Source organism: Streptomyces sp. NPDC029526 (assembly GCF_040637405.1).
Lineage (GTDB): Bacteria > Actinomycetota > Actinomycetes > Streptomycetales > Streptomycetaceae > Streptomyces.
In genome coordinates this window covers 1-22,366 of sequence record NZ_JBEZWE010000003.1, presented here as the reverse complement: position 1 = coordinate 22,366, position 22,366 = coordinate 1, and the positions used below count along the sequence as shown (strand labels likewise).

General features: G+C 74.4%; 18 protein-coding genes and 1 rRNA gene. 4 read left to right on the top strand and 15 right to left on the bottom strand.

Translation table 11 applies throughout. The features are described from left to right. Nucleotides 1-267: 267 nt before the first annotated feature. Complete coding sequence (locus AB0F01_RS10990) at nucleotides 268-894, bottom strand: NUDIX hydrolase (protein WP_362092651.1); 627 nt, start codon at nucleotides 892-894, stop codon at nucleotides 268-270. 107 nt (nucleotides 895-1,001) lie between these two features. Then, on the bottom strand, nucleotides 1,002-2,669 hold the full coding sequence (locus AB0F01_RS10985) for a CTP synthase (protein WP_362093542.1): 1,668 nt from the start codon (nucleotides 2,667-2,669) through the stop codon (nucleotides 1,002-1,004). Nucleotides 2,670-3,134: 465 nt separating this feature from the next. On the opposite strand from AB0F01_RS10985, the gene AB0F01_RS10980 reads away from it, so the two are divergent. Next, nucleotides 3,135-4,937 (top strand): glycoside hydrolase family 15 protein, encoded by a 1,803-nt coding sequence (locus AB0F01_RS10980; RefSeq protein WP_362093539.1) that lies wholly within the window; start codon nucleotides 3,135-3,137, stop codon nucleotides 4,935-4,937. A gap of 100 nt (nucleotides 4,938-5,037) precedes the next feature. Then, complete coding sequence (locus tag AB0F01_RS10975) at nucleotides 5,038-6,690, top strand: PucR family transcriptional regulator (RefSeq protein ID WP_362092648.1); 1,653 nt, start codon at nucleotides 5,038-5,040, stop codon at nucleotides 6,688-6,690. Between the two features lie 458 nt (nucleotides 6,691-7,148). Here AB0F01_RS10975 and AB0F01_RS10970 read toward each other — a convergent pair whose 3' ends face one another. The 6 genes from AB0F01_RS10970 to AB0F01_RS10945 all read right to left on the bottom strand — a co-directional run bounded on the left by AB0F01_RS10970 (nucleotide 7,149) and on the right by AB0F01_RS10945 (nucleotide 13,483). After that, nucleotides 7,149-8,285, bottom strand: a complete 1,137-nt coding sequence (locus AB0F01_RS10970; RefSeq protein WP_362092646.1) for a glycosyltransferase family 4 protein — start codon at nucleotides 8,283-8,285, stop codon at nucleotides 7,149-7,151. A gap of 168 nt (nucleotides 8,286-8,453) precedes the next feature. Continuing rightward, nucleotides 8,454-9,287 (bottom strand): hypothetical protein, encoded by an 834-nt coding sequence (locus AB0F01_RS10965; RefSeq protein ID WP_362092643.1) that lies wholly within the window; start codon nucleotides 9,285-9,287, stop codon nucleotides 8,454-8,456. A 30-nt stretch (nucleotides 9,288-9,317) separates the two neighbouring features. Then, complete coding sequence (gene recN / locus AB0F01_RS10960) at nucleotides 9,318-11,036, bottom strand: DNA repair protein RecN (protein ID WP_362093536.1); 1,719 nt, start codon at nucleotides 11,034-11,036, stop codon at nucleotides 9,318-9,320. Nucleotides 11,037-11,494: 458 nt separating this feature from the next. After that, nucleotides 11,495-12,400, bottom strand: coding sequence for an NAD kinase (locus AB0F01_RS10955; RefSeq protein WP_362092640.1), 906 nt, complete (start codon nucleotides 12,398-12,400; stop codon nucleotides 11,495-11,497). Then, on the bottom strand, nucleotides 12,397-13,212 hold the full coding sequence (locus tag AB0F01_RS10950; protein WP_362092637.1) for a TlyA family RNA methyltransferase: 816 nt from the start codon (nucleotides 13,210-13,212) through the stop codon (nucleotides 12,397-12,399). The genes AB0F01_RS10955 and AB0F01_RS10950 overlap by 4 nt, the downstream gene beginning before the upstream one ends. 7 nt (nucleotides 13,213-13,219) lie before the next feature. Continuing rightward, nucleotides 13,220-13,483 carry a hypothetical protein gene (locus AB0F01_RS10945; protein WP_362093533.1) on the bottom strand — a complete coding sequence of 88 codons (264 nt, stop codon included), beginning with the start codon at nucleotides 13,481-13,483 and terminating at the stop codon, nucleotides 13,220-13,222. 305 nt (nucleotides 13,484-13,788) lie between these two features. Here AB0F01_RS10945 and AB0F01_RS10940 point away from each other — a divergent pair, with 305 nt between their 5' ends. Then, entirely contained in the window at nucleotides 13,789-14,136 is a 348-nt protein-coding gene (locus tag AB0F01_RS10940; protein WP_362092634.1) for a sterol-binding protein, read from the top strand. Nucleotides 14,137-14,164: 28 nt separating this feature from the next. On the opposite strand, the gene AB0F01_RS10935 is transcribed toward AB0F01_RS10940, so the two are convergent. The 4 genes from AB0F01_RS10935 to AB0F01_RS10920 all read right to left on the bottom strand — a co-directional run bounded on the left by AB0F01_RS10935 (nucleotide 14,165) and on the right by AB0F01_RS10920 (nucleotide 18,476). Further along, nucleotides 14,165-15,049, bottom strand: a complete 885-nt coding sequence (locus tag AB0F01_RS10935) for an ABC transporter ATP-binding protein (protein WP_362092631.1) — start codon at nucleotides 15,047-15,049, stop codon at nucleotides 14,165-14,167. Further along, entirely contained in the window at nucleotides 15,046-16,083 is a 1,038-nt protein-coding gene (locus AB0F01_RS10930) for an iron chelate uptake ABC transporter family permease subunit (RefSeq protein WP_362092629.1), read from the bottom strand. The genes AB0F01_RS10935 and AB0F01_RS10930 overlap by 4 nt, the downstream gene beginning before the upstream one ends. Next, a complete protein-coding gene (locus tag AB0F01_RS10925; protein WP_362092626.1) occupies nucleotides 16,080-17,123 on the bottom strand; it encodes an iron chelate uptake ABC transporter family permease subunit in 1,044 nt (347 codons plus the stop codon). The genes AB0F01_RS10930 and AB0F01_RS10925 overlap by 4 nt, the downstream gene beginning before the upstream one ends. Before the next feature lie 324 nt (nucleotides 17,124-17,447). Continuing rightward, nucleotides 17,448-18,476, bottom strand: coding sequence for an HAD-IIA family hydrolase (locus tag AB0F01_RS10920; RefSeq protein WP_362092623.1), 1,029 nt, complete (start codon nucleotides 18,474-18,476; stop codon nucleotides 17,448-17,450). A 72-nt stretch (nucleotides 18,477-18,548) separates the two neighbouring features. Between AB0F01_RS10920 and AB0F01_RS10915 the strand changes: the two genes are divergently transcribed. After that, complete coding sequence (locus AB0F01_RS10915) at nucleotides 18,549-19,847, top strand: DUF1015 domain-containing protein (RefSeq protein ID WP_362092620.1); 1,299 nt, start codon at nucleotides 18,549-18,551, stop codon at nucleotides 19,845-19,847. Between the two features lie 85 nt (nucleotides 19,848-19,932). Here AB0F01_RS10915 and AB0F01_RS10910 read toward each other — a convergent pair whose 3' ends face one another. From AB0F01_RS10910 to rrf, 3 genes are all read right to left on the bottom strand, one after another. Continuing rightward, nucleotides 19,933-20,832 (bottom strand): tetratricopeptide repeat protein, encoded by a 900-nt coding sequence (locus AB0F01_RS10910; protein ID WP_362093531.1) that lies wholly within the window; start codon nucleotides 20,830-20,832, stop codon nucleotides 19,933-19,935. Further along, the gene (locus AB0F01_RS10905) at nucleotides 20,724-22,091 is read right to left on the bottom strand and encodes a hypothetical protein (RefSeq protein WP_362093597.1); all 1,368 of its coding nucleotides are present in this window, start codon (nucleotides 22,089-22,091) and stop codon (nucleotides 20,724-20,726) included. Before AB0F01_RS10905 ends, AB0F01_RS10910 begins: the two co-directional genes overlap by 109 nt. Before the next feature lie 182 nt (nucleotides 22,092-22,273). Then, a 5S ribosomal RNA gene (gene rrf, locus AB0F01_RS10900) occupies nucleotides 22,274-22,366 on the bottom strand; the annotation flags it as partial.

Sequence of the window (22,366 nt, the reverse complement as noted above, 5' to 3'; positions counted from 1 at the left end):
CCGGGACTCCGGATCGGGCGTTTTCCCGAGCCTAGTTCACGCTCCGCTACGTTCCGTGCGGGGCGCCGCGCGCACATCCCCCGATCGGATCAGCCGATGGTCACACCACGATCCCGGGTGTCCCCACGATCCCGGGTTCCGGCGCCGGGCGCCCGCGCCGGCCGTCGGAGTCGGGCGCCTGCCGTCAGGCGTCCCGCGTCGCGCGTCCGGCGTCGAACGGGCGCGCCGGCCGCCGGAGTCACGCGCCGACCGTCCGGCCGTCCGGCCTCAGGCGTCGAACGGGCGCGCCGGCCAAGGCGCCTCGGCCGGGCGGAGCGCGTCCAGCCCGTCCCCGGTGCGCGCGGCGACCAGCGACAGCACGCCCACCACCAGGCAGTTGTTGTGCAGCTCGCCCCCGAGCACCCCGCGCACCAGGTCCGTCACCGGCACCCGGGCCAGCTCCATGTCGGCCTCCTCGTGCTCGACCTCGAAGCGGTCGCCGGCGGCCTCCGAGAGCCCCCGGGCGAGGAAGATGCGCACGGCCTCGTCACAGCCGCCGGGCGTCGTGTAGACGTCGGTGAGCACCCGCCAGTCCTCCGCCTTGACGTGCGCCTCCTCGTACAGCTCGCGCTGGGCGGCGTGCAGCGGGTTCTCCCCGGGCACGTCCAGCAGGCCGGCCGGGATCTCCCACAGCTTGTGGCGCACCGGGTGGCGGTACTGGCGCAGCACCAGGACCCGGTCGGCGTCGTCCAGGGCGAGCACCGCCACGGACCCCGGGTGGACCTGGTAGTCGCGGCCCACCACGGTGCCGTCGGGCATGACCACGTCATCGGTGCGGACGGAGGTCTTGTTGCCCGTGAACGGGGTCGCGGTCGCCCGGATCTCCCACTCCTCCGGGGTGTCCCTGATGGTCATGCCTGTCCTTCCCGACGTACTGCGTTCGCGCGTGCCCGGCGGAGAAATGCGGCCGGGGTGCGCCCCTTTTGAAGGTTCGCACCCCGGCAACCGTACAACTGGGTGTGCTACTTCGAGATCTTCCGCTCGACGGCCGCCTTCACCAGGCCGGCGAAGAGCGGGTGCGGACGGGTCGGGCGGGAGCGCAGCTCGGGGTGCGCCTGCGTCGCGACCAGGTACGGGTGGACGTCGCGCGGGTACTCCACGTACTCCACCAGCTTGCCGTCCGGGGAGGTGCCGGAGAAGACGATGCCCGCCTTCTTCTCCAGCTCCGCGCGGTAGGCGTTGTTGACCTCGTAGCGGTGCCGGTGGCGCTCCTCGACGTACTCCTTGCCGTCGTACACCTCGCGGACGATCGAGCCCTCGGCCAGCTTGGCCGGGTACATGCCGAGCCGCATGGTGCCGCCCATGTCGCCCTCGCCGGCCACGATGTCCATCTGCTCGGCCATCGTGGAGATGACCGGGTGGGCGGTGGCCGGGTCGAACTCGGTGGAGTTGGCGTCGGAGACACCGGCCAGGTTGCGCGCGGCCTCGATCACGATGCACTGCAGCCCCAGGCACAGGCCCAGCAGCGGGATGCGGTTCTCGCGGGCGTAGCGGATGGCGCCGACCTTGCCGAGCACGCCGCGGTCGCCGAAGCCGCCGGGGATGCAGATGGCGTCGACGTCCCCGAGCTGCGCCTCGGCGTCCGCCGGGGTCCGGCAGTCGTCGGAGGTGACCCACCTGATCTTCACGCGGGCCCGGTTGGCGAAGCCGCCGGCACGCAGCGCCTCGGTGACCGACAGGTAGGCGTCGGGCAGGTCGATGTACTTGCCGACCAGGGCGAGGGTGATCTCGTGGTCGGGGTTGTGGACGCGGTCCAGCAGGTCGTCCCAGGTCGTCCAGTCCACGTCGCGGAACGGCAGGTCCAGCTTGCGCACCACGTACGCGTCCAGGCCCTCGCCGTGCACGGTCTTGGGGATGTCGTAGATGGAGCGGGCGTCGGGGCAGGCGACCACGGCCGCCTCGTCCACGTCGCACATCAGGGAGATCTTCCGCTTGATCGCGGTCGGCACCTCGCGGTCGCAGCGCAGCACGATCGCGTCCGGCTGGATACCGATGTTGCGCAGGGCCGCGACCGAGTGCTGGGTGGGCTTCGTCTTCAGCTCACCCGAGGGGCCGATGTACGGCAGGAGCGAGATGTGCACCACGAACACGTTGTCCCGGCCGACCTCGTGCCGGACCTGGCGGACGGTCTCCAGGAACGGCAGCGACTCGATGTCGCCGACCGTCCCGCCGACCTCGGTGATCACCACGTCGACCTCGTCCGTCGCCATGCGGCGGATGCGGTGCTTGATCTCGTTGGTGATGTGCGGGATGACCTGCACGGTGTCGCCGAGGTACTCGCCGCGCCGCTCCTTGGCGATGACCGTCGAGTAGACCTGGCCGGTGGTGACGTTGGCCGAGCCGTCCAGGTCGCGGTCGAGGAAGCGCTCGTAGTGGCCGATGTCCAGGTCGGTCTCGGCGCCGTCGTTGGTGACGAACACCTCACCGTGCTGGAAGGGGTTCATCGTGCCGGGGTCGACGTTGAGGTACGGGTCGAGCTTCTGCATCACCACGCGCAGGCCACGGGCCTTGAGCAGCATGCCGAGGCTGGAGGCGGTCAGACCCTTGCCGAGCGAGGAGGCGACACCCCCGGTGACGAAGATGTGCTTGGTCGTCGAAGCTGTGCTGTTCCGAAAAGCAGCGGGCGGCATGGCCAAAGGGGGGCTCCCGTGGTCGCGGTCTGGAGGGTGCGGTTCGGGGGATGTCTCGCCCACCGGTCCACGGGCTACCAGCGTAACAGCGCCGGACGGCCCCGGCGTCCGGCCACGCTCCGCGCACGGCCGGGCACCCGCCGCCGACCGGGCACGTTCCCCCCGTCCGCCGCTCACCCGATCGGCCGAACCGCGTTGTCCGGAGCGGCACACAGATCATCTACGTGCGTCGTATCCTGCTCGGACACTCGCTGCCGAGCAGGGCCGGCCGAACGGCACCACCCCCGTCCGTCGTACCGGCACAACTGGAGCTCGTCGGTTCGTTGAGCAACAATGGACGCTTTGCCCTCGTGGCTCAGCAACTGCTTTGCTTCGTGGCTCAACGACGCATTGCACAAACCCCCTTGACCGCACCAAGCGACAGCCCCCTTGCGGGGTGACGTGGCCGTTCGACTGGAGTTGCACGTGGCCGGGCGCATCGAAGACTACGCACTCATCGGAGACATGCAGACCGCCGCGCTGGTCTGCCGGGACGGCACCGTGGACTGGCTGTGCCTGCCGCGCTTCGATTCCCATGCCATCTTCGCCGGTCTGCTGGGCACCGAGGAACACGGTTTCTGGCGGCTCGGCCCCGCACACGCCGACGAACAGCAGCCGCCCGCCGCCACCCGGCGCCGCTACCGGGGCGACTCGCTGGTGCTGGAATCGGAGTGGGACACCCCGCGCGGCACGGTGCGGGTGACGGATTTCATGCCGCCGCGCGACGGGGCACCCCAGCTGATCCGGATCGTCGAGGGCGTCTCGGGCCGGGTGCCGATGCGTTCCGCGCTGCGGATGCGGTTCTCCTACGGCCGGGTGGTGCCGTGGGTCCACCGCCACGAGGGCCGCACGGTCGCCGTGGCCGGGCCGGACTCCGTCTGGTACGACACGTCCGCCGACACCTACGGCAAGGACCTGACGACGTACTCGGACTTCACGGTGGCGCCGGGCGAACGGATCGCGTTCACCCTGTCCTGGGAGCCCTCGCACAAGGAGCCCCCGGCGCTCCCGGACCCGGAGCAGTCGCTGGTGGCGACGGAGGACTTCTGGCGCGAGTGGGTGGAGCACTGCACGTACCACGGCCCCTACCGGGAGGCCGTGATCCGCTCCCTGATCACGCTGAAGGCCCTGACCTACGCCCCGACCGGCGGCATCGTCGCCGCGCCCACCACCTCCCTGCCCGAGGACATCGGCGGCGTCCGCAACTGGGACTACCGCTACACCTGGCTGCGGGACGCCGCGATCACCCTGTCGTCGCTGCTGCGCACCGGCTACCGGGAGGAGGCCCGCGCCTGGCGCGAGTGGCTGCTGCGGGCCGTGGCGGGCGACCCGGAGAACCTGCAGATCATGTACGGCATCGCCGGCGAGCGCGAGCTCGGCGAGGCGGAGCTGGACTGGCTGCCCGGCTACGAGAACTCCGCCCCCGTACGGGTCGGCAACGGCGCCGCCCACCAGCTCCAGCTGGACGTCTACGGCGAGGTCACCGAGGCCCTGCACCTGGCCCACATGACGGGTCTGGCCCGCAACGACTACGCCTCGCTGCTCCAGCTGAAGCTGATCCACTACCTGGAGAAGCACTGGCAGGAGCCCGACGAGGGCATCTGGGAGGTGCGCGGCCCGCGCCGCCACTTCGTGCACTCCAAGGTGATGGCCTGGGTCGCCGTCGACCGCACCATCAAGCTGATCGAGTCCGGTGACGTGGACGGCCCGCTGGAGCGCTGGAAGCAGCTGCGCGACGAGATCCACCGGGACGTGTGCGACAAGGGCTACGACAAGGAACGCAACACCTTCACCCAGTCCTACGGCTCCAGGGAGCTGGACGCGGCCCTGCTGCTGATCCCCCAGGTGGGCTTCCTGCCGCCGGACGACAAGCGGGTGATCGGCACCATCGAGGCGATCCAGCGCGAGCTGTCCACCCCCGACGGCTTCATCCTGCGCTACCCGACGGAGGGCAAGGACGAGGGCGTCGACGGGCTGCCCGGCGACGAGGGCGCCTTCCTCGCCGTCTCGTTCTGGATGGCCGACGACCTGGCGATGATCGGCCGGGTGGACGAGGCCCGCCGGCTGTTCGAGAAGCTGCTGGGCCTGCGCAACGACCTCGGCCTGCTCGCGGAGGAGTGGGACCCGCGGCTGCAGCGCCAGGTCGGCAACTTCCCGCAGGCGTTCAGCCACGTCCCGTTGATCGACACGGCCCTGCGCCTGACGGCGTCCGGCGCGTACGGAGGCTGAGCGGTCGGACGCGCGGGGCGCCCCGAGGACCTGGTCCCGGGGCGCCCCGCGGCACGTCCGGAGGTGCCCCGCGCCCCGGGGCGGGGGTAGCGTCCGGGGCATGGACAGCGGCAGGAGCGGCGCGGACGAGGAGCGGGGGGCCCGGGGCACCGGGATCACCGTGCGGCGGGCCCTGGAGCTTCCCGGGCTGCGCGGCGGCCTCCCCGAGGTCGTGGCGGGCACCGAGCGGCTCGAGCGCACCGTGCGGTGGGTGCACGCGGGCGAGGTGCCCCACATCGCCTCGCTGCTCAAGGGCGGCGAGCTGCTCCTGACCACCGGCTACGGCATGGGCAACCGCCCGGCCGACCAGCGGGCGTTCGTGCGCACGCTGGCCGAACGGGGCATCGCCGCCCTGGTGGTGGAACTCGGCACCCGCTTCACCCGGCTGCCCGCCGCCCTCGTGGACACCGCCCGGGCCGCGGAGCTGCCGCTGGTCCAACTGCACCGCCAGGTCCCGTTCGTGACGGTCACGGAGGAGATCCACACCGAGATCGTCAACGGCCACTACGCGCTGCTGCGGCGCGCCGACGAGGTCCACCGGCGCTGCACCGAGGCGCTGCTGAGCGGAGGCGGGGTGCCGCAGGTGCTGCAGATCCTGGCCGGGTTCACCGGCAACCCGGTGTTCCTGGAGACGTCGGACGGCCAGTTGCTGTACGCCGCCGGGGACGGGCCGGAGGGCACCGATCCGCTCCAGGTGTGGGAGGGGCTGCGGGACCGCCACCAGGACGACCCGCCGGCCGGCTCGGTGCTGGTGGACGTGCCCGGTGGCGGCCCGGGCAGCGGCGGGGTGCGGGCGCGCCTGGTGCTGCTGCCGGTGCGCGGCCCGACGGCGCCGGTGCACCGGATGGCCGCGGAGCGCACCGCCGACATCCTCGCCGTGGTGCTGATGCAGGCGCGCCAGGAGGAGGAACTGGCGGCGCGGGGGCGCGGCGACTTCCTCTCCGACCTCGCCGAGGGCCGGGTGACTGCGCAGGACGCCCCCGCGCAGGCCCGCGTCCTGGGCTTCAAGCCGGGCGGCGGTCCCCTGCTGCCGGTGGTGATGCGGATCGGCGACGCCCTGTCCCCGCACGGCGGCGGCTGGGCGGTGCTGGCCCGGGCGGTCGCCGAGGAACTGGCCGCGCTCGGGATGCCGGTACTGCTGGGGGTGCGGCCGGTGGAGGGGCGGGTGCCGCTGCTGCTGGGGCTGCGCGCGGAGACGGAACGGCCGGTGGTCGCCGACCGGGTTGCGGCGGCGCTGCGGGCCGGTGTGGAACGGGCGGGCATGCGGCGGGCGGGGGCGCAGCCGCCGGTGGTGGTGGTCGGGCCGGCGGGCGGCTGGGCCGCCGCGGCGGCCGGACTGCGGCACGCGGCGGAGACCTCGACGGCGGCCCAGGGGCTGCCGGAACGGCCCTGGTACGACGCCCGGCGCCTGGACATCGACCTGTTGCTGTGGCGGCTGCGCGACCACCCGGACCTGGCGGCCTTCGTGAACCGGGCGATCGGCCCGGTGCTGGAGCACGACCTCCGCTCCCGGCCCCCGCTGCTGCCGACGCTGCAGACGTATCTGGCGCACGCGGGGCGCAAGGCGGAGACGGCGCGGGAGCTGCACCTGAACCGGCAGACGCTCTACAACCGCCTTGCCCGCCTGGGTGAGTTGCTGGGCAGCGACCTCGACGACCCGCACACGGTGCTGGCCCTCAGCCTGGCCCTGCGGGCGCGTCGGCACGTGTCCTGACCGGGGGTGCGGCCGTCTCGGACGCCTTGGCGGACCGGCCGCCCCTGCGGTTCGCCCGCGCGCTCCGACCGACCTCGCGAGCGAAGCGACCGCACGGGCGGCCCGGTCAGGGCCGCGGACGGATCGACCGCGCGGGCCGATCGACCGCGCGGGCGGATCAACCACGCGGCCGGCCAGGGACACGGACCGGTCGAGGACGCGTGCGGCGCGGGGACATCGACGACGCCGGGACTCCCGGAGTGACGGGGACGCCCGCAGGAACGGTGGCGCAGCCGGGCCCGGGACGCGGACGACTCGGGGGCGCGGACGGATCGAGAAGTCGGACGCACCGAGACGCGGACGGATCGGGAAGGCGGACGGACCGACCACGCGGGCGGATCACGGACCCGAACGGATCACGGACGCAGAGGGATGGGGAACGCGGACATGTCGCGGACCCGGACGGAGCACGGACGCGGTCAGATCAGCGGCAGGGGACGGGTCAACTCGTCGTAGACGCTGAGCACCTGGGCGACGGTCTCGTCCTCGGTGGGCCAGCCGGCCGCCTGCCGGGCGCCCCGGGCTCGGAGTTGCTCCCGCCGCGCGGGGTCGGCGAGCAGCCGCAGAACGGCGTCGGCGAGGGCGCGGGCGTTGCCGTAGGGGACGAGTTCGGCGGCGTCCCCGACGAGTTCGGGGGTGCCGCCGACCCGGGTCGCCACCAGCGGCACCCCCGCCTGCAGGGCCTGCTGGGCGAACCGGGAGCGCGCCGCCCAGCGGCCGGTCAGCAGGGCGATGTCGGCGGCGGCGAGCAGGTCGGTGACGTCGTCGCGCCGGCCGAGGAGCCGGACCGGCAGGTCCTCGGCCCCGATCCGCCGCTGGAGTTCGGGCCGCAGCGGTCCCTCGCCCGCGATCACCACCAGCGGGGAGGGGTCCAGCCGCATCCAGGCGTGCGCGGCGTCCAGCAGGGCGCGGTGGCCCCGGTGCCGTTCCAGGGCGCCGGCGGCGACCATCAACGGGCGGCCCGTGGCGCCGAGTTCGGCCCGCACCTTGGGGCGCAGGCGGTCCGGGTCCCCGGAGTCGGTGCGGGCGGGCCGCGCGGGCGGCGGGACCGCCGCGAGGCGGGCGTCGCGGGCGCCGGTACGGCGGGCCAGGTCCACCAGCGCCGACGTGGTCCCCAGGACGACGGTGGCGGCCTTGGCGACCCGGCGTTCCAGCAGGCGCAGGAAGTGGGCGCGCGGCCCCTCGGCGTGCGCCCGGTCGTGCCAGGTGACGACCAGCGGGGTGGGCTTGCCGCTGAGGGCGAGCGCGGCGCGGAAGGAGGCGTGCAGCCCGTGGGCGTGGACCAGGTCGGCGTGCGCGCAGGCGGCCCGCAGGGCGGCGACCGAGGCCGGGTCGCTGCTGCGGGGCACGTGCAGGTGGGCGGCTCCGGTTCCGGTGAAGTCGTAGGTGTGTTCCGCCTCGACGGGGGCGCACACCGTGACGCGCACGCCCCTCGCGACGAGCCCCGTGGTCAGCGAGCGCACGTGCGCTCCGGTGGCGGCGTTGCCCCCGCCCAGCACCTGCACGGTGCGCAGCGGCGACCGGCCGTGCGGTGAGTGGCTGCTCGCGGGGGTCACGTGGCCGGGCTCCTGGTTCGGGTCGGGCGGTCACGACGAACGTACAGAAGGATCACGCGGAGGGGGTGGACCGCGTGTTTCCTTCGCGTACTCCGTCAAGGATGCCAGGGCGTACGGGCGTTCCCGACCCGACGGCAGGGGCCGTCCCCGTCAGCGCCGAGCCATCCATCACCCGTTCGAGTGAAGGAAGGTGCCGTTCCGGACGGAGGCCGGCGGCGGGCGGCGGGCCACTGCGCTCACCCGGTCGCCGCACGCCGCGACGGCCACCAGGGCGGCCGCGTGGGCCGCCAGGCCGGCCCGTCCGGTGCCGGCGACGATCGCCGCGCCGAGCGCCGCGCCCAGGGCGTGCGCCCCCGTGTCCCCGAGCATCCCGCGTTCCGCGAGGTCGTCCGGCAGCACGGCCGTGGCGGCGCCGGCCGCGGCGGCGGCCAGGGCGGCCGTCGCGGTGCCCCGGCGGGCCGGTCCCGGCGCGGCCAGGGCGAGCACCGTCGCGGCGGCCCGGCCCGGCCGGACGTCCACCAGGTTCACGGCGTGCGCGGTCCCGGCGATCACGATCCCGGCGAGCAGTCGGTCGAGGGGCCGTTCCACCAGCGCCGCGCCCCCGGCGAGAGCGGCCGCCGAGATCCCGAACAGCTTGACCGCACCGCTGGTCACCTCGCCGTCCCGCAACGCGCCCAAGTGGGCCCGGAAGCCGCGCCGCGGGTCCCCGGCCCCGGCGAAGTCGTCGTACGCGCCGCACGCGCCGGCCACCAGCACCGCCGCCCCGGCCGCGGGCCGCACCGCTGCCGCCCCCGCGGCGGCGGCCAGCGCGGCGGCGGGCCCGGCGTACAGCGTCACGGCCCGCCCGGCGTGATTGCTCCGCTCCCAGCGGGCCGGCCCTCCGGGCGGCCGGGCCCGGAGCGCGGCCGTGCCCGCCCGGGTGAGCACCCCGGTGGCGGCGGCGGTCAGCAGGGCGGCGAGGGGCGCCGGGACGACCCGGCGGCGCGTCCTGCCGCCGGTCATCCGGCTGTGCCGCGCGCCGGGCGGCGCCGGTCAGACCTCCGCACGGGCGGTCTCCAGCAGTTCCTCGGCGTGCGCCCGGGCGGTCTCGGAGTTCTCCTGCCCGGCCAGCATCCGCGACAGCTCCCGGATGCGGTCCTCGCCCTCCAGCACCTTCACCCCGGAGCGGGTGACCGATCCGTCGTCGGTCTTCTCCACCAGCAGCTGCCGGTCGGCGAAGGCCGCCACCTGGGGCAGATGCGTCACGACCACGACCTGCGCGGTCTTCGCCAGCCGCGCCAGCCGTCGGCCGATCTCCACCGCGGCCTTGCCGCCCACGCCGGCGTCGACCTCGTCGAAGAGGTACGTCGGGACGGGGTCGTTGCCCGCGAACACCACCTCCACGGCCAGCATCACGCGGGACAGCTCACCTCCGGAGGCGCCCTTGGCGATGGGCCGGGGCGGCGCCCCGGGGTGCGGGGCCAGCAGCAGTTCGACCTCGTCGACGCCGGACGGCCCGTAGGCGACCGTACGGCCACCGACCTCGATGCCGTCCGGGTCCTCGGTCTGCCGCAGGTCGAACGAGACCCGCGCGTGCGGCATCGCCAGGGAGGCCAGCTCGGCCGTCACGGCGGCCGCGAACCGCTCCGCCGCCTCGGCCCGCGCCTGCGACAGCGCGGTCGCCAGCTCGCCCAGCTCGGCACGGAGCGCGTCGCGTTCGGCGGTCAGCTCACCGATGCGCTCGTCGTCGCCGTCCAGCTCGGTCAGCCGGGCCGCCGCCTGCTCGGCCCAGGCCAGCACGGCCGCGACGTCCTCGCCGTACTTGCGGGTCAGTCCGGTCAGCGCGGCCCGCCGCTCCTCGACGGCCGCCAGCCGCAGCGGGTCGGCGTCCAGGTCGTCGGCGTAGCCCGCCAGCTCCCCGGCCACGTCCCGCAGCAGGATGCCGATCTCGCCGATCCGGTCGGTGAGCGCGGCCAGTGCCGGGTCGTGCGCCCGTACGGCCTCCAGGGCCCGCTGGGCGCCCGCGACGAGGGTGCCCGCGTCGACGCCCTCCAGGTCTTCCGGATTCCCGGCCAGGGCGGCGTGCGCGGCCGCGGCCGCCGACGCCAGCGCCTCGGCGTGGCCCAGCCGCTCGGCCTCCTCCGCCAGCTCCACGTCCTCGCCGGCCCGGGGTTCCACGGCGGCGATCTCGTCGAGGCCGAACCGCAGCAGGTCCGCCTCCTGGGCGCGCTCGCGGGCCCGCGTGGTGATCTGCTCGAGTTCCGCGGAGACGGTCCGCAGCCGCCGGTAGGCCTCGGTGTACTTGCCCAGCGGGACGGCGACCGCGTACCCGGCGTACCGGTCGAGCGCCTGCCGCTGACGCGACAGCTTCAGCAGTCCCTGCTGGTCGGTCTGGCCGTGCACGGCCACCAGTTCGTCGGCGAGTTCGGCGAGCACGCCCACGGGCACGCTCCGGCCGCCCAGGTGGGCCCGCGAGCGGCCCTCGGCGGAAACGGTCCGGCTGATCAGCAGCGTCCCGTCGTCGAGCTCGGCCCCGGCCTCCTGCGCGCGCACGACGGCCGCGGCGTCCCCGGGCACGGCGACCCGGCCCTCGACGACCGCGTTCCGGGCCCCGATCCGCACCAGCGCCGCGTCCGCCCGCCCGCCGAGCAGTAGCCCGAGGCTGGTGACCACCATGGTCTTGCCCGCCCCCGTCTCACCGGTGACGGCGGTGAAGCCTGGTGACAGCTCGACGACAGCGTCGTCGATCACTCCGAGCGACCGTATCCGCATCTCCTCCAACACGCTGAAGACCTTACGAGGTCGAAGCCCGCCCGTGCGAGCGGCCCACCCCCGTCACCCGCAGGAGTGGACGCCGTGCCCCGGCGCGCAGAGCAGGACGAACGGCCATGAACGGCCCGATGTCGGCGGCCCGGCGGAACCACCCCTTCGGGCCGCGGGCGACCGCCGGGGATGCGGCCTCGGCGGGGATGCGGCCTCGGCCGGGGGCCGCGACGGGTGCGCCGCACGTCGGGCGGCCCGCCGGAGCACCGCCCGTGCCTGCGTCCGCGTCCGCGGGACGAGGCCAGCCGGTGCCGGGAGCGACAGCGCGGACGGTCCGGCGACGCAAGCGCCCGGCGACACAGGCGGCCCGGCAGCGCAGACGTCCGGCGACATGGGCGGCCCGGCAGCGCAGGCGCCCGGCGGTCGTGCCGTTCCGGTCGTCTTCCCGGACCCGGACCGCCGGTGCCTCAGTGCGGCGCGCCGCGCCAGCCCGACACCGGCAGCGCGAACTTCGCCACCAGCCGGTCGGTGAACGAGGCGTGGTGCAGCCGGGCCAGGCGGACCGGCACCGCCCCGCGCCGCACCTCCACGCGGGCGCCCGTCGGCAGCTCCACGGTCCGCCGTCCGTCGCACCACAGCACCCCCGGCGGGACGTGCGGCAGGATCTCGACCGCCAGCACCGAGTCCGGCGAGGTCACCAGCGGCTTGGCGAACAGGGCGTGGGCGCTGATCGGCACCATCAGCAGCGCCTCCACCTCAGGCCACACCACGGGGCCGCCGGCGGAGAACGCGTAGGCGGTGGACCCGGTGGGGGTCGCGCAGACGATCCCGTCGCAGCCGAAGCCGGTGACGGGACGGCCGTCGATCTCCAGCACGACCTCCAGCATCCGCTCGGCGGAGACCTTCTGCACGGCCGCCTCGTTCAGCGCCCAGTCCGTGTGCACGATGTCGCCGTTGCGGTGCACGACGACGTCGACGGTCATCCGCTCCTCGACCTCGTAGGCCCGGCTCACCACCCGGTCGACGACCTTGTCGAGGTCGTCCCGCTCGGCCTCGGCGAGGAACCCGACCCGGCCCAGGTTGACGCCGAGCATCGGCACCCCGGAGGCCCGGGCGAACTCGGCGCCGCGCAGCAGGGTGCCGTCGCCGCCCAGCACGATCAGCAGCTCACAGCCGTCCAGGCTCTGCGGGGTGGCCTCCTTGACGGTCTCCACGTCGTCGGGCAGCGGCAGGTCGCGCGCCTCGTCCTCCAGCACCCGCACGCCGAGCCCGGAGTGCAGCAGGCCCCTGACCACCAGTTCCGCGCTGCGGATGGCCGCGGGCCGCCCGGTGTGGGCGAGCAGGAAAACAGTACGAGCTCGGTTCTGTGTCAACGCGGCCCCTCCGCCACAGCACGGTCGATGTCGGCCGCGTCCGGTTGGGGAGCACCGGCCCGCAGCCACAGAAAGTATTCGACATTCCCGGACGGTCCGGGCAGCGGACTGGCGGTGACGCCCTTCGTCCCCAGCCCGAGCTCCCACGCCTTGGCCGCCACCCCCCGCACGGCCTCGGCGCGCAGCTCGGGGCTGCGGACGACACCGCCGCTGCCCAGCCGTTCCCGGCCCACCTCGAACTGCGGTTTCACCATCATCACGAGGTCCGCGTCCGGGGCCGTGCACCGCGTCAGGGCGGGCAGCACCAGCCCCAGCGGAATGAAGGACAGATCCCCCACGACAAGATCCACAGGCTCCCCATCGATCGCTTCCAGCGTCAACTCCCGTACGTTCGTACGGTCCTTGACGGTGACGCGTTCATCGTTGCGGAGAGACCAGGCGAGTTGGCCGTATCCGACGTCCACGGCGACCACGTGCGCCGCCCCGGCCCGCAGCAGCACGTCGGTGAAACCGCCGGTGGAGGCGCCGGCGTCGAGCGCCCGGCGCCCCTCGACGACCAGCCCGGCGGGCCCGAACGCCGCGAGGGCGCCGGCCAGCTTGTGGCCGCCGCGCGAGACGTAGCCCGGGTCCTCGGCGTCCTCGGCGACGACGATCGCGGCGCCGGTCTCCACCTGGGTGGCCGACTTGGTCGCAACGGTCTTGCCGACGGTGACCCGCCCGGCGGCGATCAGCTGTCCGGCGTGCTCGCGCGAGCGCGCGAGCCTGCGGCGTACCAGCTCCGCGTCGAGACGGCGGCGTGCGACTCCTGCCACGTTCGGTTCAGCTCCTGTGTCCGTGTGCCGTCGGGGGCGCGGGGGGTCCCGGGCGGGCGTCGAGCGCGGTCAGCGCGTCGCGCAGCCCCCGGTGTACATCCTCGTACACCTCCAGGTGCCCGTCGGTGGTGAGGTGGTCGGCGTCGGCCAGCCGTCCCAGCAGGGCGTCGACCCCCGGGTCACCGGTGGGCACCAGCGGCACGCCCAGCGGAGCGGGCTCCGCCGGGCGGTACGCGTACGGGGCGTGCTCCCCGGCCGGTGCCTGCCCCACGGTGTCCGGCCCTGCGGCGTCCGGCCCCACGGTGTCCAGCCCTGCGGTGTCAGGTGCGGCGGTGTCATGGGCGGCGGTGTCCGGGCCGGCGGACGGCGTCGCCCGGGCGTCCGGGCCGCCGGGCGCCCGCTCCCCGGCGTCGGGCTCCCCGCCCGCCGGTTCCGGCGCCCGCTGCTCCCCGGTGTCCCACAGCGGCCGGGACGGCGCTCCGGCCGGCCGCCGCGGTGTCCGGTCGGCGCCGGACTGCGGCACTGCGTCGTTCATGCCCCGACGCTACCGCGAACGCCTGCGGTACCGTCTGCGCGATGGCCACGATCGAGGAGTGCCGTGCGGCACTCGACCAGCTCTCGGAGTCCATGAGCGGCGCGGAGGGGGACGTCCGCGCCGCGGCCTCCCTGGACCGCTCCGTCAGCTGCCACATCACCGACCTGGACGTGACCTTCGCCGGCCGGCTCGGCGGCGGACGCCTCCACGTCCACCACACCCGTCCCGGCCCGCCGCGCGAGAGGGCCCAGATCCGGCTCGCCATGACCGGCGACGACCTGCTCGCCCTCGTTCGCGGCGACCTGCACTTCGCCCGCGCCTGGGGTTCGGGCCGGGTACGGCTGGAGGCGGGCCTGCGCGACCTGCTCCGGCTCCGCAAACTGCTGTGACCGGCCCCGGGACCCGTTCCGCCGCCGGTCAGGACGCCTTGGCGGTCTCCGCGGTCCGGGCCCTGTCCGCCGCCGTACGTGACCTGCGCGCCGCCGGCACGACCAGGGGGGTGCCCGTCTCCGGGTCGTCGATGATCTGGCAGCGCAGCCCGAACACCGCCTCGACCAGTTCCGCGGTGACGATGTCACCGGGAGCGCCCTCGGCCACGACCTTCCCGTCCCGCAGGGCGATGAGGTGGGTGGCGTAGCGCGCCGCGTGGTTGAGGTCGTGCAGGACGGCGACCAGGGTCCGCCCGTGCTCCTCGTGCAGTTCCGCGCACAGGTTCAGCACGTCGATCTGGTGGTGGATGTCCAGGTAGGTCGTCGGTTCGTCGAGCAGCAGCAGCGGGGTCTGCTGGGCCAGCGCCATCGCGATCCACACCCGCTGCCGCTGACCGCCGGACAGCTCGTCGACGTGCCGGTCGGCGAGGTCGCCCACGCCGGTGCGGTCCATCGACTCCCGGACCACCCGCTCGTCCTCCGCCGACCACTGGCGCAGCAGGCCCTGGTGCGGGTAACGGCCGCGGCCCACCAGGTCGCCGACGGTGATCCCGTCGGGCGCGATCGACGACTGCGGCAGCAGGCCCAGGGTGCGGGCCACCTTCTTCGCCGGCAGCGACTGGATGGCCTGCCCGTCGAGCAGCACCCGGCCCTGCTGCGGCCGGAGCATCCGCGACAGCGCCCGCAGCAGCGTCGACTTGCCGCACGCGTTGGGGCCGACGATCACGGTGAAGGAGTTGTCCGGTATCTCCACCGACAGCCGCTCGGCGATCACGCGCTGGTCGTAGGCGAGGGTCACGTCCTCGGCGGACAGTCGGTTCACGGTGCTCCTTCGGTTGTTCGGTCCGCTGCGGTCGGTGCCCGGCGCCCTCATATCCGGCCCGCCCGGCGCTCGCTGACCAGCAGCCACAGCAGGTAGACGCCGCCGAGCACGCCGGTGACCACGCCCACCGGCAACTGGTCGGCGCCGAACGCCCGCTGGGACACCCAGTCGGCGGTGACCAGCAGGGCCGCGCCCATCCACATCGACGCCACCAGGTTCGGCCCCGGCGAACGGGTCAGCCGCCGGGCGAGCTGGGGGGAGGTGAGCGCCACGAAGCCGACCGGTCCGGCGGCGGCGGTCGCCGAGGCGGTGAGCAGCACGGCCGACAGCATCAGCAGCAGCCGTACGCGCTCCACCCGCACCCCGAGGGCGTACGAGATGTCGTCGCCCATCTCCATCATGCGCAGCCCGCGGGAGCGGGAGAGGACCAGCGGCACCAGCACCGCGCACAGCGCGGCCAGCGGCCACACCTGGTCCCAGTCGCGGCCGTCGAGGGAACCGGTGATCCAGACGATCGCCCGGGCCGCGTCGACGATGTCGGACTTGGTGAGCAGGTAACCGTTGACCGCGGTCACGATCGCGGACACGCCGATGCCGACCAGGACCAGCCGGTAGCCGTGCACGCCCCGCTTCCAGGCGAGCACGTAGATGGCGAACCCGGTCACGAGCCCGCCGACCAGGGCACCGAGGGCGACCTGGTTCGCCGAGCCGGAGAACAGCACGATCATCACCAGCGCGCCCGCCGTGGCGCCCTGCCCGAGACCCAGCACGTCCGGACTGCCCAGCGGGTTGCGGGAGATGGACTGGAACAGCGCGCCGCCCAGGCCGAGCGAGGCACCGACCAGCAGCCCGACCAGGACGCGGGGCAGCCGCAGTTCGGTGATGATGAACTCCTGGCCGGCGTCCCCCTGCCCGAACAGGGTCCGGACCACGTCGGCGGCCGGGATCGGGAAGTCGCCGGTGCCGATCAGCACCACGCTCGCGGTGAGCGCGGCCAGCATCAGCAGGGCGACGACGACGGTGGCGCGGACGTCCAGCCGGACCGAGAGCCCGCCGGGAGTGCGCAGCGCACGGGTGGTCTTCACAGCTGGGCCGTCCTCCGCCGTCGTACCAGAAAGATGAAGAGCGGGCCGCCGATGACCGCGGTCACGATCCCCACCTGGAGTTCCGCGGGCCGGGCCACGATCCGCCCGAGGACGTCGGCGCCGAGCAGCAGCACCGGCGACAGGACCGCCGCGTAGGGCAGGATCCAGCGCAGGTCGGGCCCGGTGAAGGAGCGCACGGCGTGCGGCACCATCAGGCCGACGAACACGATCGGCCCGCAGGCGGCGGTCGCGGCCCCGCACAGCACGGTCGCGGCCAGCATGGACAGCGCCCGGGTGCGGTTGAGGTTGGCGCCCAGCGCCTTGGCGGTGTCGTCGCCCATCGCCATGGCGTTCAGCGGGCGGGCCAGCCCCAGGGCCAGCACCGTTCCGGCCAGCAGGAACGGCAGCACCTGGACGATGGTCGAGTCGTCGGCCGAGGACAGCGAGCCCACGGTCCAGAAGCGCATCTTCCCCAGGGCCGCGTCGTCGAGGATCATCACGGCCTGGAGGTAGCCGAACAGCGCGGCGGTGATGGCCGTGCCCGCGAGCACCAGCCGCACCGGGGTCGCGCTCCGGCTGCCGCCGAGGAACCACACCAGCGCCCCGACCGCCGCCGCCCCGCAGAAGGCGAACCACACGTAGCCGGACAGCGAGGTGACGCCGAAGAAGGTGATGGCGGTGACGACCGCCGCGGAGGCGCCCGCGTTGATGCCGAGCAGTCCCGGGTCGGCCAGCGGGTTGCGGGTGAGGGCCTGCAGCACCGCGCCGGCCAGGCCGAGCGCCGCGCCCGCCAGCACCCCGAGGAGCGTCCGCGACAGGCGGTCGGCGACGACCACGTCCCCGTAGGTGCCCGTGTCGTGGAACAGGCCGTGCCACACCTGCTCCAGGGACAGCTCCTTCGCCCCGATCGCGATGCTCGCCACGGCGACCAGCGCGAGCACGACCACGGAGAGCAGCAGCCCGAAGGCCCGGAGCGCCCGGCGGTTCCGGGGCCCGGGGGCTGGGGCCGCGCGCTGTTCTGGGGGACTCTCGACCAACACGCAGTTAGGTTAGCCTACCCTCCCATTTGTTCACGATCCCCGCAGCTCCCGTACGGGCCGGATCCCCGCACCTCCCGCGCGGACCACAGCGGACCGCGGACGGCCTCGGCCCGGGCGGCGGCCCGGCACACCGGCCCTCGTTCCCGGCGAGCGCGCACGGCCGCCACGGAGCACACCACCCGCGACGCCGGCTCCGGACGAACCGGACAGGACGGCCGGCGTCGGACGCGCACGGCCGACGCGGAGGACACCACCACCGACGACGACGCCGCCTACCGCCGATGCCGACCGATGCCGACCGCCGCAGTTGCCGCGCCCGGCGCCTCACCACCCCAGCCGAGCCAACGCCTTCTCCGCGTCCAGGGTGCACGCACCGTCCCCGGCCGCCGTCCAGGCCGCCGCGCACAGCGCCCGCAGCCCGTCCAGCGCGCCGCCCTCACCGTCCAGTTCCAGCCGGTCGGCACCCGCCACCGCCGTCCAGCCACCACACCGGAAGCCCGCCCCGGCCTCGACGACCTCCGGCTGCCCGGTCAGCATCCCGCGCAGGTCCGCGTCGACATACGTCGGCCGGTGCCGCGGCGGCGCCGCCAGCAGCTGCGCGCCGTCCGTCACGCCGGTCAGCACCAGCAGCGAGTCGACCCCGCCGTTGAACGCGCCCTCGATGTCCGTGTCCAGACGGTCCCCCACCACCAGCGGCCGTTCGGCCCCCGTCCGCAGGATCGTCTCGCGGTGCATGGGCGGCAGCGGCTTGCCCGCCACCTGCGGCTCCGCCCCGGTGGCGATCCGCACGACCTCCACGGCCGCGCCGTTGCCGGGCGCGATACCCCGCCCGCTCGGGATCGTCAGGTCGGTGTTGGACGCGAACCACGGCAGCCCCCGGGCGACGGCGTAACTCGCCTCAGCGAAGCGCCCCCACGGGAGATCAGGCCCTCCGTACCCCTGCACCACCGCCACCGGATCGTCGTCCGCCGACTCCACGGGCTCCAGCCCCCGCTCGCGCAGCGCGACCCGCAGCCCCTCGCCACCCACCACCAGCACCCGGGAGCCCGGCGGCACCTGATCGGCGATGAGCCGGGCCACCGCCTGCGCGGACGTGATCACCTCACCGGCACCCGTCGGTATCCCCAACTCGGTCAGGTGCGCCGCCACGGTGTCCGGGGTGCGCAGCGCGTTGTTGGTCACGTACGCCAGCCGCATGCCCCCGGCACGGGCGGTCGCCAGCGACTCGACGGCGTAGGCGATCGCGTTCCCGCCCGCGTACACCACACCGTCGAGGTCGAGCAGCGCCGTGTCGTACGCCTCGGCCAGGGCCTGTCCACTCGCCTCGGGCCTCGTCCTGACGCTCCCGCTCATCCGGCATCGCTCCTCGTTCGACGGCTTTCCCCCGATCATCCCCCATGCCCGCGACACCCGTACGATGCCGGGATGAACACTGCAGGTCACTCGGAAGCAAAGGCGCACCGAGGCCTGGAACTCACCCCGTTCCGAGGCCTCCGCTACGACCCCGACCGGGTCGGCAGCCTGGCCGCCGTGACATCCCCGCCCTACGACGTCGTCGTCCGCCCCGACGGCCTGCACCACCTCCAGTCCGCGGACCCGTACAACATCGTCCGGCTGATCCTGCCCGAGGCCGACACCCCCGAGGCCCGCAACGCCCAGGCCGCCGACACGCTGAACCGGTGGCGCGAGCAGGGCGTCCTGACCCCCGATCCGGAGCCCGGCCTCTACGTCTACGAGCAGCGCGACGACGACGGGCTGCTGCAACGGGGCCTCATCGGCACCCTGCGCGTGTCCGAACCCGAGGAGCAGGTGGTCCTGCCGCACGAGGACGTCATGCCGCACATCGTCGCCGACCGCGCGGCCCTGATGCGCGCCACCTCGGCCAACCTCGAGCCCCTCCTCCTCACCTACCGCGGCGACGGCCCGGTCTCCGCCGCCGTCACCGCCGACCTCGTCGAGCGCACGGCGGCGGGACCGCCGCTGTTCGCGACCACCACCGAGGACGGTTTCCGGCACCGCCTGTGGTCCGTCACCGACCCCGCGGACCTGGCCGCGGTGCGCAAGGAACTGAGCGGCCATCAGGCGCTCATCGCCGACGGCCACCACCGCTGGGCGACCTACCGCAGGCTCCGCGCCGAGCACCCCTCCCCGGGCCCGTGGGACCACGGCCTGGTGCTGCTCGTCGACACCGCCCGCTATCCGCTGCGGGTGCGCGCCATCCACCGGCTGCTGCACGACCTGCCGGTCGGGGACGCCCTGGCCGCCCTCGACGGACTGTTCCGGGTCCGCCGACTCGACCTGCCGCTGCCCGCCGCCCTGGATGCGCTGGCGGAGGCCACCGGGGCGGGCAACGCCTTCCTGCTGGCCGGGGACGGCGCCTTCCACCTGGTCGACCGTCCGTCCCCGGAACTGCTGTCCCGCACGGTCCCGGCGGACCGCCCGGAGGCCTGGCGCACCCTGGACGCGACGGTCCTGCACGCCACCCTCCTCGACCACGTCTGGCGGATCCCCGAGGACTCCCCCGAGCACATCGCCTACATCCACGACACCGCGGCGACGGTCGAGAAGGCGGAACGGGACGGCGGGACGGCGGTGCTGATGCACCCGGTCCGCGAGGAAGTGGTCCGGGACCTCGCGCAGCAGGGCGTCACCATGCCCCGCAAGTCGACGTCCTTCGGCCCGAAACCCGCCTCGGGCCTGGTCCTGCGCGCCCTGGACCTCTGACCGCCCCGGAGGAACGCGAGGGGTGCGGGACCGCTCGGCGGTCCCGCACCCCTTATGCGTGCGCGTCTCGGTACTTCCGTGCGCCTCAGTCGTCCTTCTCGGCGTCCGAGGCGGCCGAGCGGCCCGGCTCCTCCGCCGTGGCGTCGCCGCCCCCGGCGGTGCCGCCGCTTTCGGCCGGGGTCCCCTCGGCCTCGAGGGCCTGAGTGGCGGGGGCCTCAGCGGTGGGCGCCTCAGCAGTGGGTGCCTCAGCCGTGGGGGCATGCTCCGGCCCGACGGAGGTGTCGGCGGCGTCGGGCTCCTCGTCGTCGGCCAGCGCGTCGACGAAGGCCACACCGTCCAGCTCGGCCAACCGGTCGGAGGCGTCCGTGCTGCCGTCCCGGTCGGCCTCGACCGCCTTCGCGAACCACTCGCGGGCCTCGTCCTCCCGCCCGGCGGCCAGCAGCGCATCGGCGTAGGCGTACCGCAGCCGCGCGGTCCACGGCTGGACGGAGTTCGACGCCAGCTCGGAGCTCTGCAGGGTCACGATCGCCGCGTCCAGCTGTCCCATGTCACGCCGGGCGCCGGCGGCGACCAGCCGCATCTCGACCTGGCCGGCCTTGTCCAGCTTGTGCGCCTCGGGAGCACCGGCCATGTCCAACGCCTTCTCGGGCCGGCCGAGTCCGCGCTCGCAGTCGGCCATGAGCGGCCACAGCTCGACGGTGCCGGTCATCCGCCGGGCGGCACGGAACTCGGCGAGCGCCTCCGCGTACTTCTGGCTGGCGTACGCGGCGAACCCGGCGGCCTCCCGGACGGCGGCCACGCGCGAGGCGAGGCGCAGGGCCACCCTGGAGTAGCCGTAGGCACCCTCCGGGTCCTCGTCGATCAGCCGGGCCACCATCACCAGGTTCTTGGCGACGTCGTCCGCGAGCGTCTTGGGCAGGCTCTGGAGCTCCTGCCGCACGTCCTTGTCGATCTCCTCGCCGGTGACGTCCTCGGGGATGGGCAGCCGCTTGATCGGCTCGCGGTCGCGGTCCCGCTCCTCACGGAAGCGTCCGCCGCCGTGCCGGTCGTCCCGCCCACGGAAGCCACCCGGCCGACCGCCCCGGTCGTCCCGGCGCGGCCCGCCACGCCCACCACGGTCGTCCCGCCCGCGGAAGCCGCCCCGGTCGCCGCCCCGGCTGTCGTCGCGGCGGAAACCGCCACGGTCGTCACGGCCACGGCTGTCGTCCCGCCCCCGGAAGCCACCACGGTCGTCACGGCTACGGAAGTCGTCACGGCCACGGCTGTCATCGCGACGGAAACCGCCACGATCGTCACGGCCACGGCTGTCGTCACGGGTGCGGCTGTCATCGCGGCGGAAGCCACCGCGGTCGTCACGGCTCCGGAAGTCGTCACGACCACGACTGTCGTCACGACGGAAGCCACCGCGGTCGTCGCGGCCCCGGAAGTCGTCACGGCCACGGCTGTCATCGCGACGGAAACCGCCACGGTCGTCACGGCCACGGTCGTCGTCGCGGCGGAAGCCACCACGGTCGTCACGGCCACCGCGATCGTCGCGACCCCGGTAACCACCTCGGCTGTCGTCACGGCCCCGGTATCCACCGCGGTCACCGCCACGGCTGTCCCCGCGCTGGTCGTCCCGGCCGCGGAATCCTCCGCGGTCGTCACGCCCACGGAATCCCCCGCGGTCGCCGCGCTGCTCACCGCGGTCGTCCCGGCCGGCTCGGTCGTCCCGGTCGCGGAAACCGCCGCTCCTGGGCCCCCGGTCGTCGTCACGGCCCCGGTAGGCGCCCCGGTATCCACCGCGGTCGCCGCCACGGGCATCATCGCGCCGGAAACCGCCGCGCTCGCCCCGGTAGCCCCGGTCATCGCCCCGGCGATCGTCGCTCCGTCGGTCGTCACGGGGGCGGTCGTCGCGGCGACCGTGACCCCGGTCCTCGTCGCGGCGCTGACCGTACCGCTCCCGGTCACCACCCCGACGGTCGTCACGGCGGTCGTCGCGGCCGCCGTAACCGCCGCGATCACCACCGCGGTGCTCGTCCCGCCCCCGGTAACCGCCCCGCTGCTCGGGCCGGCCGCCACGGTCGTTCCGGTCGTCACGACGGAATCCGCGGTCCCGGTCACCACCCCGGTCCCGGTCACCACCCCGGTCCCGGTCACCACCCCGGTCGCGGTCGTCGCGCCGGAAGGGAGGACGCTCGTCCCTGCGGAATCCGCGGTCGCGGTCGTCGCCCCGACGCGGGCCGCCACGGTCGGATCGGTCACCACTGTCCCGTCGCCGCTGATCGCGTTCCGGTCGGTCGCCGGGAGAGTTGGTGGACATGGTGACTCCTGTCTTCGGTACCGCAAGTATCTCGCGCGCCGGGTACCCGGCGCGCTTCAGAAAATGAAAAAGGACCCCTGGTCCCAGCTGAACGCTGGTGACCAGGGGTCCTTCCACAAAAATTGTTCGGCGGCGTCCTACTCTCCCACAGGGTCCCCCCTGCAGTACCATCGGCGCTGTAAGGCTTAGCTTCCGGGTTCGGAATGTAACCGGGCGT

Coding starts and splice junctions, on each gene's coding strand:
- AB0F01_RS10990 (WP_362092651.1), bottom strand. CDS start 894: ATGACCATCAGGGACACCCCGGAGGAGTGGGAGATCCGGGCGACCGCG.
- AB0F01_RS10985 (WP_362093542.1), bottom strand. CDS start 2,669: ATGCCGCCCGCTGCTTTTCGGAACAGCACAGCTTCGACGACCAAGCAC.
- AB0F01_RS10975 (WP_362092648.1), top strand. CDS start 5,038: ATGGACAGCGGCAGGAGCGGCGCGGACGAGGAGCGGGGGGCCCGGGGC.
- AB0F01_RS10965 (WP_362092643.1), bottom strand. CDS start 9,287: ATGACCGGCGGCAGGACGCGCCGCCGGGTCGTCCCGGCGCCCCTCGCC.
- recN (WP_362093536.1), bottom strand. CDS start 11,036: ATGCGGATACGGTCGCTCGGAGTGATCGACGACGCTGTCGTCGAGCTG.
- AB0F01_RS10940 (WP_362092634.1), top strand. CDS start 13,789: ATGGCCACGATCGAGGAGTGCCGTGCGGCACTCGACCAGCTCTCGGAG.
- AB0F01_RS10935 (WP_362092631.1), bottom strand. CDS start 15,049: ATGAGGGCGCCGGGCACCGACCGCAGCGGACCGAACAACCGAAGGAGC.
- AB0F01_RS10920 (WP_362092623.1), bottom strand. CDS start 18,476: ATGAGCGGGAGCGTCAGGACGAGGCCCGAGGCGAGTGGACAGGCCCTG.
- AB0F01_RS10915 (WP_362092620.1), top strand. CDS start 18,549: ATGAACACTGCAGGTCACTCGGAAGCAAAGGCGCACCGAGGCCTGGAA.